Source organism: Bradyrhizobium sp. PMVTL-01, from assembly GCF_051861855.1.
In the GTDB taxonomy this organism is placed as follows: domain Bacteria; phylum Pseudomonadota; class Alphaproteobacteria; order Rhizobiales; family Xanthobacteraceae; genus Bradyrhizobium.
The window spans coordinates 5,829,450-5,842,908 of the sequence record NZ_CP193982.1 but is presented as its reverse complement, the minus strand read 5'-3'; the positions used below and the strand labels follow the sequence as shown (position 1 = coordinate 5,842,908).

The following is a 13,459-nucleotide window of genomic DNA, read 5'->3' as shown; positions in this document are numbered from 1 at the left end:
GCATGGCGCGGATGGCGACGAGACAGCGGGTCGTGATCTCGACGATCGGGGCGTGGTTGTTCGGCTTCCTGATCTTCTTCCCGATCCTTTGGATGGTGCTGGCGAGCTTCAAGACCGAGCTGGAAGCATTTGCCATCCCGCCGTCCTTCCTGTTCTTCCAATGGACCACCGAGAACTATGCCACGGTGCAGGAGCGCAGCGACTATTTCCACCACGCAATGAACTCGATCATCATCGCCGGCGGCTCGACGCTGATCGCGCTGCTGATTGCGATCCCGGCGGCCTGGTCGATGGCGTTCTCGCCGACCAAGCGCACCAAGGACATCCTGCTCTGGATGCTCTCGACCAAGATGATGCCACCGGTCGGCGTCCTGGTGCCGATCTACCTGATCTACAAGACGTTCGGCTTGCTCGATTCCCGCGTGGGCCTCGTCTTCATCCTGTGCCTCGGGAACTTGCCGATCGTGATCTGGATGCTCTTCACCTATTTCAAGGAGATCCCGCGCGACATCCTGGAGGCCGCGCGCATGGACGGCGCCACCATCGGCCGCGAGCTCGTCTATGTGCTGACGCCGATGGCGATCCCGGGGCTCGCCTCGACTCTGCTGCTCAATTTGATCCTCGCCTGGAACGAGGCGTTCTGGACGCTGAACCTGACCACCTCGAACGCCGCGCCGCTGACCACGTTCATCGCGTCCTATTCGAGCCCGGAAGGGCTGTTCTGGGCCAAACTGTCGGCGGCGTCCACGCTGGCGATCGCGCCCATTCTCGTCCTCGGTTGGTTCAGCCAGAAGCAGCTCGTGCGCGGGCTCACCTTTGGCGCGGTGAAATGAGAGGGGCTGCCATGGGTCAGATCACACTTCAGGGCGTGCAGAAATCCTTCGGCCCCGTGCACATCATCAAGGGCGCCGACCTCGACATCGCCGACGGCTCCTTCGTGGTGTTCGTCGGTCCCTCCGGCTGTGGCAAGACCACGCTATTGCGCCTGATCGCGGGGCTGGAGGACGTCAGCGGCGGCAAGATCCTGATCGACGGCAAGAACGTCGTCGATACGCCCCCGGCCAAGCGTGGGCTGTCCATGGTGTTCCAGTCCTACGCGCTCTATCCGCATATGAGCGTGCGCGGCAATATCGGCTTCGGCCTGAAGATGGCCGGCCTGCCGAAGGATGAGATCAACCGCAAGGTCGAGGCCGCCGCCGCGACGCTGAACCTCACGCCCTATCTCGATCGCAAGCCGCGCGAGCTCTCCGGCGGCCAGCGCCAGCGCGTCGCGATCGGCCGCGCCATCGTCCGCGAGCCCAAGGCGTTCCTGTTCGACGAGCCGCTGTCCAACCTCGACGCCGCCCTGCGCGTGCAGATGCGCATCGAGGTGACGCGGCTGCAGAAGCAGCTCGGCACCACCGCGATCTACGTCACCCACGATCAGGTCGAGGCCATGACCATGGCCGACAAGATCGTCGTGCTCAATGGCGGCAAGATCGAGCAATACGGCTCGCCGCTGGAGCTCTATGAGCGGCCCGCCAATCTGTTCGTTGCCGGCTTCATCGGCTCGCCCAAGATGAATTTCGTCACCGGTGAGTCCGCCTTGCGACACGGAGCCGCTACGATCGGCGTGCGTCCCGAGCATCTGAAGATCGAGCGCGACGGCGCCGGCGGCTGGCAGGGCACGATTTCGGTCGCCGAGCATCTCGGCAGCGACACCTTCCTGTATGTCGATGCGGGTCCGCTCGGCATGCTGACCGCGCGCTACATCGGCGAATTGAGCCTTCACGCCGGCGACCGTGTTTCGCTGGTGCCGGACCCCCAGCGCATTCACCGCTTCGATGAGGGCGGCAACGCCCTTCGAGGCTAACAAGAAACGGCAAGACAACGGCAAGAAACGGAAAGACCACCATGTACCTGGAAAAATTCAGATTGAACGGCAAGACCGCGTTCATCACCGGGGGCGGGCAGGGCATCGGCCTTGGCTGCGCGGAGGCGCTGGCCGAAGCCGGCGCCCGGGTCATCATCGGCGACCGCGACAGCAAGGTCGCCGACAGCGCCGAAGCCAGCCTGAAGGCAAAGGGTTTTGACGTCGAGACCGCGATCATGGATGTCACCGATACCAAACGCGTGGCGGAGGTCGCGAATGCCCTGGTCGCCCGCCACGGCAAGGTCGACATCCTCGTCAACAATGCCGGCATTGCCCGCAGCGAGACGCCGGCCGAGACCGTCACCGACGAGCACTGGCTCAACGTCATCGACGTCAATCTCAACGGCACCTTCTGGTGCTGTCGCGAGTTCGGCAAGCACATGCTGAACGCCAAGAGCGGCGCCATCGTCAATGTCGGCTCGATGTCGGGCTTCATCGTCAACAAGCCGCAGGAGCAGTGCTTCTACAACGCCTCCAAGGCCGCCGTGCACCATTTGACCAAGTCGCTGGCTGCCGAATGGGGCGCGCGCGGCATCCGCGTCAATGCGGTGGCTCCGACCTATATCGAGACGCCGCTCAACGCCTTCGTGAAGAGCAATCCGAAGATGTACGACGCCTGGATCGGCGGAACCCCGATGGCGCGGATGGGGCAGGTCGAGGAGATCGCCTCCGTCGTGCTGTTCCTCTCCTCCGAGGCCGCGAGCCTGATGACCGGCAGCATCGTGCTGGTGGATGGCGGCTACACTTGCTGGTAGGCTTGTCGTCAAAACTGACGGAAAGCGACCGGGAGCGACAATGCCGCGAGCGTATATCGGCGTCGACGTGGGGACCACGAGCACGCGGGCAGGGGTGTTTGACGAGGCCGGCACCTTGCTCGCGACCGCCCGGCATCCGATCAGGATCTGGCACGAGGCCGGCGACATCGTCGAGCAGTCCTCGGAGGACATCTGGCAGGCCTGCGTCAAATCGGTGCGGGCGGCGATGGCGGAAGCCGCGATTGCGCCCGGCGGCGTCGGCGGCGTCGGTTTTGACGCCACCTGTTCCCTTGTGGTGCTTGATTCACAGGGCCAGCCGCTCACCGTCAGCGCCTCCGGCGAGGCGCAGCGCAACGTCATCGTCTGGATGGACCATCGCGCCACGTGCGAGGCGCGGCTGATCAACGAGACCGGGGATCCCGTGCTGCGCTATGTCGGCGGCTCGATCTCGCCGGAGATGGAGATGCCGAAGCTGCTCTGGCTGAAGCGGCATCTGCGTGCAAGCTTTGACGCCGCAGGTCACTTCTTCGATCTGGCCGACTATCTGACCTGGCGCGCGACCGGTTCGCTGCAGCGCTCGACCTGCACCGTCACCTGCAAGTGGAACTATCTCGCGCATGAGGGCGGCGGCTGGAGCGCGCCGTTCTTCGAGCGCATCGGCCTGTCCGACTTCGTCAACGAAAAATACGCCCGCATCGGCACGAAGATCGTTGCGCCCGGCACGCGCCTCGGCGCAGGTCTGACGCCCGCAGCCGCAGCCGAGCTCGGCCTTACGCCGGGCACCCCGGTCGGCGCCTCCCTGATCGACGCCCATGCCGGCGGCATCGGGGCCATCGGCGGCCGCGACGGCTCGGGCGGTGAGAGCGATGTCAGCGACCGTCTCGCCTACATCATGGGAACGTCGGCCTGCATCATGGCGACGACCAAGGAGCCGTGCTTCGTGCCGGGCGTGTGGGGGCCTTATTATTCCGGCATGGTGCCGGAGTTCTGGCTCAATGAAGGCGGCCAGTCGGCCGCGGGCGCGGCGATCGACCACCTGCTCAAGTCGCACCCCGGCCACGGTGATGCGAACGCGGCAGCGCGCAGCGAGGGTCTCGACCTCATCGAGTTGCTCGAGCGCCGCGTGATCGCGCGCGCCGGCGATGCCAGCCGCGCCGCGCGGCTTGCGCGTGACGTCCATGTGCTGCCCGAATTCATCGGCAACCGCTCACCCTATGCCGACCCCGATACGCGCGCGGTGATCGCCGGTCTCGATCTCGACACCGACATCGCCTCGATGGAGCGGCTGTTCGTCGCGGGCCTCTGCGGTCTCGCCTATGGTCTCGCCGAGGTGATCGAGGCCTTTGCCGCGCGTGGCGTCCGTTCCAGCCTAATGATCATGGGCGGCGGCGCCAGCCGCAGCCCGCTGGTGCGGCAGATCATGGCCGACACCACCGGCCTCACCGTCGCACTGCCGCAAACAAAGGAGCCGGTGCTGCTGGGCGCCGCGATGCTCGGTGCCGTGGCCGGCGGCGCCTATTCCTCGATCGGCGAGACCATGGCCAAGATGTCGGCGCTGGGACGCAAGAGCGAGCCGACCGCGTCCGACATGGCCGCATTTCACACGCGCAAGCGCGAGGTCTACAAGCTGCTGCGCGAGGTCGATCGCGGCAGCCGTGCCGCGATGGCCGACGTCGCCAGAGGTTGAAAGAGATGTTGTTATCCTGCGGCGATGCGCTGATCGATTTCGTGCCGACCGGAAACACGGAAGGACGCGAGGCGGTGATGCCCGCGGTCGGCGGCTCCTGCCTCAACGTTGCGATCGGCATGGCGCGTCTGGGCGCGCCGACCGGCTTCGTCGGCGGCATCTCGACCGACCTGTTCGGGCGGATGATCGCGGACCACGCAACGGCCTCGCATGTCGCGCTCGATCTCGCCACCCGCAGCGATCACCAGACCACGCTCGCTTTCGTCCGCATCGTCGCGGGCGAGTCGCATTATGCCTTCTATGACGCCGAGACCGCGACGCGGAACTGGACGTACCGGCGCGGATCCATTGCCTTCGATACGGTCGAGGCCGTCCATGTCGGCTCGACCACGCTCGTCAATGACCAGGGCGCGGCCGAAACCAAGGCGCTAGTCGCGGACGCGCGCGCATCCTCCACAATCTCCTTCGATCCGAACTGCCGCCCCAACCTCGTCAAGGACAAGCCGGCCTATCTCGCGCGCATGGCCGAGTTTGCGAACCAAGCCGATCTCATCAAGATGTCGGACGTCGATTTCGCCTACCTCTTCGGCGACGAGCCCCATCAGCCGCGCGCGAGCGCATTGCTCGGGCAGGGCACGCGCCTCGTCGTCATCACCCGCGGCAACAACGGTGCGATCGCCTGGCACGCAGCCGCGGGGCAGATCGAAGTGCAAGCACCAAAGGTCGAGGTCGCCGACACCATCGGCGCGGGCGACAGCTTTCAGGCCGCCCTGCTGTTCGCCCTGCACAAGCAGGGCCGCCTCGCCCGCGAGCGGCTCAGGGACATCAGCACTGAGGAGCTCCGCCGCGCGCTGTCCTTTGCCGCCAATTGTGCCGGCCTGACCTGCACCCGCCCGGGCGCCGATCCGCCGTGGAGCCACGAGATCACCTGGAGCTGGTAGTTCGGGTCAGGTCTCGCGATGTCCTGACGGACCATGGCCATGCACCGGCCCAATGGACAGGTGAGGTGCGCGCTGGCAAGGTCCGCGCATCCTGGTGCGAGCCTTCCGTATGAGCAACGACCTCTGTTTCCTATCCGCAACCGAGCTGCGCGATCTCGTCGCGACAAAGCAAATTTCCCCTGTCGAGATCGTCAGCGCCGTGCTCGCCCGCGCCGAGGCGTTACAGGGCGAGCTGAACTGCTTCATCACGATCTGTGGCGACGAGGCGCTGGCGGCCGCGCGCGCGGCCGAGCGCAAGGTGATGGCGGGCAAACAGCTCGGCCTGCTCCACGGCATCCCCGTCACCGTCAAGGACATCGTCAACACCCGCGGCGTCAAGACCACCTTCGGCGCCATTCCCTACAGGGACAACGTGCCGACCGAGGATGCCGTCGCGGTGGCGCGGCTGCGAGCTGAGGGCGCAATCCTGATCGGCAAGACCACGACGCCGGAATTCGGCAGCAAGTGCCTGACGGATTCGCCGCTGTTCGGCCGCACCCGCAATGCATGGGACGCCTTCCGCTCCTCCGGCGGCTCCAGCGGCGGCGCCGCGGTGGCGGTGGCGAGCGGCATCGGGCCGCTGGCGATCGCGACCGACGGCGGCGGCTCGACGCGCATTCCCGCCGCCTGCAACGGCGTGGTCGGCCTGAAGCAGAGCAACGGCGTGATCCCGCACAGCCAGGCGCTGGATGTGTTCGGCAACCAGACCTATGTCACGCCGACCACCCGCACCGTCGCCGACACCGCGCTGATGATGCAGGCGATGGCGGGCGAGGATTCTTGCGATCCCTGGTCGATCGGCTTGCCCGTGCCTGACTTCGTCGGCACCGCCGTCCCGCGCGGCGATTTGCGCGGCCAGAGGATCTTGTACTGTCTCACGCCGCCGGGCCGGCCGGTCTCCGCCGAGGTCGCCGCCAATTTCAGGGCGAGTCTCGACCGGCTGGCCGGGCTAGGGGCCGAGCTCGAGGAATTCTCCGGCGAAGGCTTTGACATCGAGCCGATCTGGCGCGCCATCAACCACACCGTCTGGCGCACGCGCTTTGCAAAGCTCGCGGCCGAGCACGGCGACGAGCTGAGCGAGGCGTTCCTCAAGCAGCTCGCGCTCGCCACCGAGGTCAGCGGCGTCGACTATCAGGAGGCGATGTTCGCGCGCACCGCGCTGTTCCGCCGGGTGCAATCCTTGCTTGCGGATGGACACTTTCTGGCGATGCCGACGCTCACGCGCACCGCGTTGCCGATCAAGCAGGACCTGTTCGGCAGCATCGAGATCGACGGGGCGCATTACGACAGCGTCCGCCCGAACTGGTTCCCCTGGACCATGCCGTTCAACATGACGGGCCATCCCGCCGTCAGCCTGCCCGCAGGCTTTGCCCGCGACGGCCTGCCGATCGGGCTTCAGCTGGTCGGCCGCTTCCGGCATGACGCCGACCTGTTGCGCGTTGGCGCGCTGTTCGAGGCCTCCGGTGACCTGCTCTCCCGCTGGCCGGAATGAGGTCGTGCGTACCCAGCAAAGCCCTTGCATCGGTCGTCCGGACATGTTGATCGTGCCGCGGATGAGCCCTGAAACCGAGCGCACATGAGCGTCTTTGTCCTTCGACGTCTGTTGACCCTGCTGGCGACGCTGGTCGGCGCATCGCTGATCATTTTCCTGGTGCTGGACGCGCTGCCCGGCAATGCCGCGCAGATGCTGATGGGCGCCGACGCCTCGCCGGACGCGGTGCGCGCGCTCGCCGTCAAGCTCGGGCTCGACCAGCCGCTGCCCGTTCGCTACCTGCAATGGATCAAGGGCCTCCTCATTGCCGATCTCGGCAATTCCTACGTCTATGGCACGCCGGTCGCCGGCCTGATCGCGGAGCGGCTGGTGCTGACCATTCCGCTCGCGATCATGTCGATGGCGATCACGGTGACGCTGGCGCTCTCGGCCGGCGTCTACACCGCCGCCAACCACAACAAGCTCGGCGACGTCGGCGTGATGGCGCTGACGCAGGTGGGCATCGCGCTGCCGAATTTCTGGTTCGCGATCCTGCTGGTGCTCTTGTTCGCGGTGCGGCTGCAATGGCTTTCGGCGGGCGGCTTCGCCGGCTGGGAGGACGGCGTCTGGCCAGGCGTCAAGTCGCTGCTCCTCCCGGCAGTCTCTCTGGCGGTGGTCCAGGCTGCGATCCTCGCCCGCGTCACGCGGTCGGCCGTGCTCGAAGTGCTGCGCGAAGACTTCGTCCGCACCGCCCGCGCGAAAGGGCTCGGCAGGCGCGAGGTGCTGTGGAGCCACGTGCTGCGCAACGCCATGATCCCCGTGATGACGGTGATGGGGCTGCAATTCGCCAATCTGCTCGCCGGCACCATCGTGATCGAGAACGTGTTCTATTTGCCGGGCCTCGGCCGGCTGATCTTCCAGTCGATCGCCAACCGCGACCTGATCGTGGTGCGCAATTGCGTGATGCTGCTCGCGACCATGGTCGTCATCGTCAATTTCGTGGTCGACGTGCTCTACGCCCTGATCGATCCCCGCATCAAGGTGCACGACCTGTGAGCGCGCCCGTGACCACTTCCATTGACGCACCCGTCGCGAGGCGACGTCTGCCGGCCAGGACCTTCTGGGGCCGCGCGCTGCGCCATCGCAGTTTTGTCCTCGGCGGCACGCTGAGCCTGCTCGTTCTCGTCTCGGCGCTGCTGTCGCTGGTGTGGACGCCGTGGTCGCCCTACGAGATCGACATCGCCTCGAAGCTCCGGCCGCCCTCGGCCGCGCACTGGCTCGGCACCGATTCCTTCGGGCGCGACATCGTCTCGCTGCTGCTCGCCGGGGCGCGCTCCACGATAGCAGTCGGCATCATCGCGGTCAGCATCGGTCTCACCTTCGGCGTCTGCCTCGGCCTGATCGCCTCGGCCAAGCGCGGCTGGACCGAAGAGATCATCATGCGCTTCTCCGACTTCACCTTCGCCTTTCCGGCCGTGCTCTCGGCGATCATGCTGGCCGCGGTCGTCGGCCCCGGCATGGTGACCTCGATCGTCGCCATCGGCATTTTCCAGATCCCGACCTTGACCCGGCTGACGCGCGGCTCGGCCAACGCGATCTGGGCCCGCGAATTCGTGCTGGCCGCGCGCGCTTCGGGGAAGGGCAAATTCCGCATCACCATCGAGCACGTGCTGCCGAATATCCTGTCGATCCTGATCGTGCAGGTGACCATCCAGTTCGCGCTCGCCATTCTCGCGGAGGCCGCGCTGTCCTATCTCGGTCTCGGCACCCAGCCGCCGCAGCCGTCCTGGGGGCGGATGCTGAACGATGCGCAGACGCTGCTGTTCCAGTCGCCGATGCTCGCGGTCTATCCGGGCGCGGCGATCGCGATCGCCGTGCTCGGCCTCAATCTCCTCGGCGACGGACTGCGCGACCTGCTGGATCCCCGCCTGGCGCGGGAGCGATGACGATGGCCGAGCGCTCCGCCATGCCGCTGATCGAGGTCGACAATCTCGGCGTCCGCCTCAATACCAGCCGCGGCCCCGCGCAGGCCGTGCGCGGCGTCAGCTTCTCTCTCAAGCGCGGCGAGACGCTCGGGCTCGTCGGCGAGTCCGGCTGCGGCAAGTCGGTCACCGCGATGTCCCTGATGGGCCTGTTGCCCGACAGCGCACGCGTCACCGGCAGCATCAAGCTCGACGGCAACGAGCTCGCCGGCTTACCGGATGCGGATTACTGCCGCCTGCGCGGCAACCGCATCAGCATGATCTTCCAGGAGCCGATGACCGCGCTCAACCCGATGCACACGATCGGCAACCAGGTCGCCGAGCCGCTGCGGCGTCACAGGAAATATTCGGCGGCGCAGGCGCGTAAAGAAGTGATCGCCTTGCTCGACCGCGTCGGGCTGCCCGACCCGGCGCGGCGCGTCGATGCCTATCCGCACCAGTTCTCCGGCGGCCAGCGCCAGCGCATCACCATCGCCATGGCGCTCGCCTGCGAGCCCGACCTATTGATCGCGGACGAGCCGACCACCGCGCTCGACGTCACCATCCAGGGCCAGATCCTCGACCTCATCGCCGATCTCGTCGAGGAGCGCGGCATGTCGATGATCCTGATCTCGCACGATCTCGGCGTCATCGCCGAGAACGTGCAGCGCATGATGGTGATGTATGGCGGCACCGTGGTCGAGAGCGGCCCGACCGACGAGGTGTTCCGCCGCATGGGCCATCCCTACACGCAAGGCCTGTTCCGCGCCCGGCCGAAGCTCGGCGCGCGCAAGGGGACGCGGCTGAAGACGATCTCGGGCACGGTGCCAGAGCTAGCGGACCTTCCGGCCGGCTGCACCTTCTCCGAGCGGTGTCCGCTGGTGATCGATGCGTGCCGCGCCGCGCTGCCGCCGATGGTGGAGGTCGGTCCCGGGCACGGGGTGCGCTGCATCCGCACGGACGTCTCCATGGCTGCGAATGTCGGAGCGCTGTCCGCATGAGCACCGCGCCTCTTCTCGATGTCAGGGATCTCGAGCAGCGCTACACGCTGCCGCGCGAGAGCCTGTTTCGTCAGCCCGGACAGGTGCGTGCGCTCAACGGCGTCAGCGTGCAGGTGCAGGCCGGCAGGAGCCTCGGCATCGTCGGCGAATCCGGCTCGGGCAAATCCACCTTTGCGCGGGTGGTGATGGCGCTGGAGCGGCCGACGGCAGGGCAGGTCGTCCTGCTCGGCCGCGATCTCAACCGTATCCCGCCCGACGAGCTGCGCCGCGCCCGGCGCGATTTCCAGATGGTGTTCCAGGACCCGTACGGCTCGCTCGATCCGCGCCAGACCATCTCGCGCATCGTGGCCGAGCCGCTGACCGTGCTTGAGGGCGCCGACCGCACCACCTTTCGCGACCGCGTCGCCGCGGTGCTGAAGCAAGTCGGCTTGCGCGAAGCCGACATGGACAAATATCCGCACGAGTTCTCCGGCGGCCAGCGCCAGCGTATCGCCATCGCGCGGGCGCTGATCACCCAGCCGAAGCTGATCGTCGCCGACGAGCCGGTCTCCGCCCTCGACGTCTCCGTGCAGGCCCAGGTGCTCAATCTGATGCAGGACCTCCAGGAGCAGTTCGGCCTCAGCTACATCCTGATCAGCCACGACCTCGCCGTCGTCGACTATCTCTGCGACGAGGTCGCGGTGATGTATCTCGGCCGCATCGTCGAGCAGGGGCGCCCCGAAGATCTGTTCGAGCAATGTGCCCATCCCTATACGCGGGCGCTGCTGGACGCCGTGCCGCGGGCGCGCGCCGGGGGCGGTCGGCGCCGGCGCGGCGCCCAGGCGATCGCTTCGCAATCGGCGGCTGCCAGCGGGTGTCCTTATGTCGCGCGCTGTGCACTCGCCGACCAGCATTGCCGCGAGGCCCTGCCTGAGCTACGCAAGTTGGGCGAGGGCCACCTTGCCGCCTGCCACAAGGCGCAGGCCGTGATGGCGTTGCCGCCAGCCGCCATGGAAGGCTAATGTCCGGAGCAGGATTGGCGTAGGCTTACGAAAACAGCAGGCCGGGGAGTTACGAGATGTTCAGGAAACTATCCATCGTCGCATTTGCCGCCGCGTTCGCCGCGGCGCCGCTGCCGGTGCTGGCGCAGAGCAAGAAGGACAGCGTCGTCATGGCAATGACGCTGGAGCCGCCGGGGCTCGATCCGACCAACGCGGCGGCGGCCGCAATCGCCGAGGTCACGCTCTACAACATCTACGAGACGCTCACCAAGATCAGCGAGGACGGCTCGGTCTCGCCGCTGCTGGCGGAGAGCTGGACCGCCTCGCCCGACCTGAAGACCTACACCTTCAAGCTGCGCAAGGGCGTCAAATTCCACAATGGTGAGCCGTTCGATTCCGCGGCGGTGAAGTTCTCGTTCGAGCGCAACGCGGCGGCGACCAGCACCAACAAGGACAAGAGCCTGTTCCAGGCGTTCGAGAAGGTCGAGACGCCCGATGCCGACACCGTCGTGATCACGGTGAAGTATTCCGAACCCAACCTGCCGTTCCTCCTCGGGCAGGCAAGCGGCTCGATCGTCGAGCCGAAGAGCGCGGCGACCAATGTCACGCAGCCGGTCGGGACCGGGCCTTACCAGCTGGGGGCCTGGGCCAAGGGCTCCTCGATCACGCTGAACAAATGGGCGGACTACCGTAACGCCGCGGCGATCAAGCTGTCGAAGGTGACGATCCGTTTCATCTCCGATCCGGCCGCCCAGGCCGCGGCGCTGCTCTCGAATGACGTGGACGCATTTCCGCGGATCGCGACCCGCGTTGTTGCTCAATTCAAGTCTGATCCGCGCTTCACGGTGCTGATCGGCGGTTCGAAGGCCAAGACCATCGTGGCGATCAACCACCGCAAGAAGCCGCTCGATGACGTCCGTGTTCGCCGCGCCATCCTCGCTGCGATCGACCGCAAGGCCTTGATCGACGGCGCGGTCGAGGGTTACGGCACGCCGATCGGCAGCTTCTACACGCCGGGATCGCTAGGTTACGTCGACACTACCGGCATCAATCCCTACGATCCTGAAAAAGCCAAGAAGCTGCTCACTGAAGCCGGCGTCACCACGCCGCTCGAGCTGTCGCTGAAGCTGCCGCCGCCGCCCTATGCGCGGCAGGGCGGCGAGATCGTCGCGGCCCAGCTCGCCAAGGTCGGCATCGTCGCCAAGATCGAGAATGTCGAATGGGCGCAATGGCTGTCGCAGGTGTTCGCGCCGAACAGCCCGCATAATTTCGATCTCACCATCGTCAGCCATGTCGAGCCGTTCGACCTCGTCAAGATCACCGAGCCGGACTACTATCTCGGCTACAACAACGAGGCGTTCAACACGCTCTACAAGCAGATCGTCTCGACGCCGGACGAGGCCGCCCGCGCCAAGCTGCTCGGCGACGCCCAGCGCATGCTGGCCACCGACGCCGTCTCCGCCTACCTGTTTCAGCCGCAATGGCCGACCGTCACCAACAAGAAGCTGAAGGGCGTCTGGAAGGAAGTCCCGCAGTTCGAGAACGATTTCTCGACCTGGTATTGGGAGTAGGGGCGGCGACAGCGCGGTGCCCAGTGTCCTTTCCCATCGGGGGGAAGGCTATCGCGTATGACTCGTTGCGGCGGCCTGCGCGCACGCCTCGTCCTTCGAGACGGCGCTTACGCGCCTCCTCAGGATGAGGCTAATCAGCGTCAGTGCCCGTTGAGACTGCTGCCGCGCGCTCCGCCCTGATCCTGAGGGCCCGCCAGCGCCAGGCGTCTCGAAGGATGTGTCGTGGACGAGCTATCCGCAACTCTACTTTTCATATGCGATAGCCCCGCGCGCCTGTATCCCAATTCCCACACCTGCGAGCAAAAAAGATCCGTTTGTCGCTTTTCGAACAGACGGAAAAGGCCCGTTTCGTTCCAATTCCCCAACGATCGACAACAGTCATCGGTGGGGGAAGTGAAATGGAACGTTCCCTGTTAGTCGACATGCCGCGCGACAAATACGTCGAGCGTTGCAAGCAACGGGCCCTCGATCATCTGGACCGAGGCGATCTCAAGAACGCGGTCGCCTCGCTTGTCGGCAATATGAACGCGCGTCCCGATTGCGAACTGCCGTGCTATCTGGCAGCCCTTGGCGCTTTGCTGCTGACGGCGAACGATGCGTCCGGCTGGAAAACGCTGATTGAAGGATTGAGGTGATGATCCGATAGTGGCGGGCGTAGGGAGGTGTGGGGATGGCTCACTACCGGGCTTACCTTGTGGATCAGCACCATCACGTCATAAGCGTGGCGAAATTGCAGTGTGCCGACGAGCAGGAAGCACGTGAACGTGCTGCGCAACTGGTTGATGTCAACGACGTCGAGCTATGGCAACTCGATCGCCGTATTGCGGTGTTCGAGGCCCCGGCACGCCGAACCTCGCAGGCGGCGAAAAGGGAGAAGCCGCAGCGCCCCAAGGACAAATGAAGCAGCGTTTCAGGCCCAAATCCCGCGAGGTGAATTCGCAAAGACAACCCCTGGTCTGACGACGCCGCGCCGTCCGCGAATTTTTCCGGCCAGTTGCTTCCGGTTCCTGTCGGGAGCTTGCGTGCTCGATCATCGCTGCGCGCTGGGTTGATCTAGATCAAGCACCAGACAACGAAACGTCAAATGCATGCGCTGGTGCCGTCGCCGTTGGCGCGGGCATCACGCGCGTAAGCCAGCGGA

General features: G+C 65.9%; 13 protein-coding genes. All 13 read left to right on the top strand.

Annotated elements, in window-relative coordinates; translation table 11 throughout:
- The first annotated feature begins 2 nt into the window (after positions 1-2).
- The 13 genes from ACRQ5Q_RS28425 (at position 3) to ACRQ5Q_RS28365 (ending at position 13,219) form a co-directional block, all read left to right on the top strand.
- On the top strand, positions 3-833 hold the full coding sequence (locus ACRQ5Q_RS28425) for a carbohydrate ABC transporter permease (protein WP_439374401.1): 831 nt from the start codon (positions 3-5) through the stop codon (positions 831-833).
- 11 nt (positions 834-844) lie between these two features.
- Positions 845-1,852 (top strand): ABC transporter ATP-binding protein, encoded by a 1,008-nt coding sequence (locus ACRQ5Q_RS28420; protein ID WP_439374402.1) that lies wholly within the window; start codon positions 845-847, stop codon positions 1,850-1,852.
- 41 nt (positions 1,853-1,893) lie between these two features.
- Positions 1,894-2,667, top strand: a complete 774-nt coding sequence (locus ACRQ5Q_RS28415; protein ID WP_439374403.1) for an SDR family NAD(P)-dependent oxidoreductase — start codon at positions 1,894-1,896, stop codon at positions 2,665-2,667.
- 40 nt (positions 2,668-2,707) lie between these two features.
- Entirely contained in the window at positions 2,708-4,354 is a 1,647-nt protein-coding gene (locus ACRQ5Q_RS28410; protein ID WP_439393235.1) for an FGGY-family carbohydrate kinase, read from the top strand.
- Between the two features lie 5 nt (positions 4,355-4,359).
- On the top strand, positions 4,360-5,295 hold the full coding sequence (locus tag ACRQ5Q_RS28405) for a carbohydrate kinase family protein (protein ID WP_439393233.1): 936 nt from the start codon (positions 4,360-4,362) through the stop codon (positions 5,293-5,295).
- Positions 5,296-5,404: 109 nt separating this feature from the next.
- Complete coding sequence (locus ACRQ5Q_RS28400) at positions 5,405-6,826, top strand: amidase (protein ID WP_439393231.1); 1,422 nt, start codon at positions 5,405-5,407, stop codon at positions 6,824-6,826.
- 84 nt (positions 6,827-6,910) lie between these two features.
- Positions 6,911-7,861, top strand: a complete 951-nt coding sequence (locus ACRQ5Q_RS28395) for an ABC transporter permease (protein WP_439393230.1) — start codon at positions 6,911-6,913, stop codon at positions 7,859-7,861.
- Complete coding sequence (locus tag ACRQ5Q_RS28390) at positions 7,858-8,751, top strand: ABC transporter permease (RefSeq protein ID WP_439393228.1); 894 nt, start codon at positions 7,858-7,860, stop codon at positions 8,749-8,751. Before ACRQ5Q_RS28395 ends, ACRQ5Q_RS28390 begins: the two co-directional genes overlap by 4 nt.
- Positions 8,752-8,753: 2 nt before the next feature.
- A complete protein-coding gene (locus ACRQ5Q_RS28385) occupies positions 8,754-9,767 on the top strand; it encodes an ABC transporter ATP-binding protein (protein WP_439374409.1) in 1,014 nt (337 codons plus the stop codon).
- Positions 9,764-10,768, top strand: a complete 1,005-nt coding sequence (locus ACRQ5Q_RS28380; RefSeq protein ID WP_439393226.1) for an ABC transporter ATP-binding protein — start codon at positions 9,764-9,766, stop codon at positions 10,766-10,768. Before ACRQ5Q_RS28385 ends, ACRQ5Q_RS28380 begins: the two co-directional genes overlap by 4 nt.
- A gap of 56 nt (positions 10,769-10,824) precedes the next feature.
- Positions 10,825-12,318 (top strand): ABC transporter substrate-binding protein, encoded by a 1,494-nt coding sequence (locus ACRQ5Q_RS28375; RefSeq protein ID WP_439374411.1) that lies wholly within the window; start codon positions 10,825-10,827, stop codon positions 12,316-12,318.
- 398 nt (positions 12,319-12,716) lie between these two features.
- Positions 12,717-12,953: a hypothetical protein gene (locus tag ACRQ5Q_RS28370; RefSeq protein ID WP_439374412.1), complete on the top strand. Its 237-nt coding sequence runs from the start codon at positions 12,717-12,719 to the stop codon at positions 12,951-12,953.
- Positions 12,954-12,988: 35 nt separating this feature from the next.
- Positions 12,989-13,219, top strand: a complete 231-nt coding sequence (locus ACRQ5Q_RS28365) for a hypothetical protein (RefSeq protein ID WP_439393224.1) — start codon at positions 12,989-12,991, stop codon at positions 13,217-13,219.
- The last annotated feature ends 240 nt before the right edge of the window (positions 13,220-13,459 follow it).

Excerpts from the sequence above, each read along its gene's own strand:
- ACRQ5Q_RS28425 (WP_439374401.1), top strand. The coding sequence starts at position 3 with ATGGCGCGGATGGCGACGAGACAGCGGGTCGTGATCTCGACGATCGGG.
- ACRQ5Q_RS28420 (WP_439374402.1), top strand. The coding sequence starts at position 845 with ATGGGTCAGATCACACTTCAGGGCGTGCAGAAATCCTTCGGCCCCGTG.
- ACRQ5Q_RS28415 (WP_439374403.1), top strand. The coding sequence starts at position 1,894 with ATGTACCTGGAAAAATTCAGATTGAACGGCAAGACCGCGTTCATCACC.
- ACRQ5Q_RS28410 (WP_439393235.1), top strand. The coding sequence starts at position 2,708 with ATGCCGCGAGCGTATATCGGCGTCGACGTGGGGACCACGAGCACGCGG.
- ACRQ5Q_RS28405 (WP_439393233.1), top strand. The coding sequence starts at position 4,360 with ATGTTGTTATCCTGCGGCGATGCGCTGATCGATTTCGTGCCGACCGGA.
- ACRQ5Q_RS28400 (WP_439393231.1), top strand. The coding sequence starts at position 5,405 with ATGAGCAACGACCTCTGTTTCCTATCCGCAACCGAGCTGCGCGATCTC.
- ACRQ5Q_RS28395 (WP_439393230.1), top strand. The coding sequence starts at position 6,911 with ATGAGCGTCTTTGTCCTTCGACGTCTGTTGACCCTGCTGGCGACGCTG.
- ACRQ5Q_RS28385 (WP_439374409.1), top strand. The coding sequence starts at position 8,754 with ATGGCCGAGCGCTCCGCCATGCCGCTGATCGAGGTCGACAATCTCGGC.
- ACRQ5Q_RS28380 (WP_439393226.1), top strand. The coding sequence starts at position 9,764 with ATGAGCACCGCGCCTCTTCTCGATGTCAGGGATCTCGAGCAGCGCTAC.
- ACRQ5Q_RS28375 (WP_439374411.1), top strand. The coding sequence starts at position 10,825 with ATGTTCAGGAAACTATCCATCGTCGCATTTGCCGCCGCGTTCGCCGCG.
- ACRQ5Q_RS28370 (WP_439374412.1), top strand. The coding sequence starts at position 12,717 with ATGGAACGTTCCCTGTTAGTCGACATGCCGCGCGACAAATACGTCGAG.
- ACRQ5Q_RS28365 (WP_439393224.1), top strand. The coding sequence starts at position 12,989 with ATGGCTCACTACCGGGCTTACCTTGTGGATCAGCACCATCACGTCATA.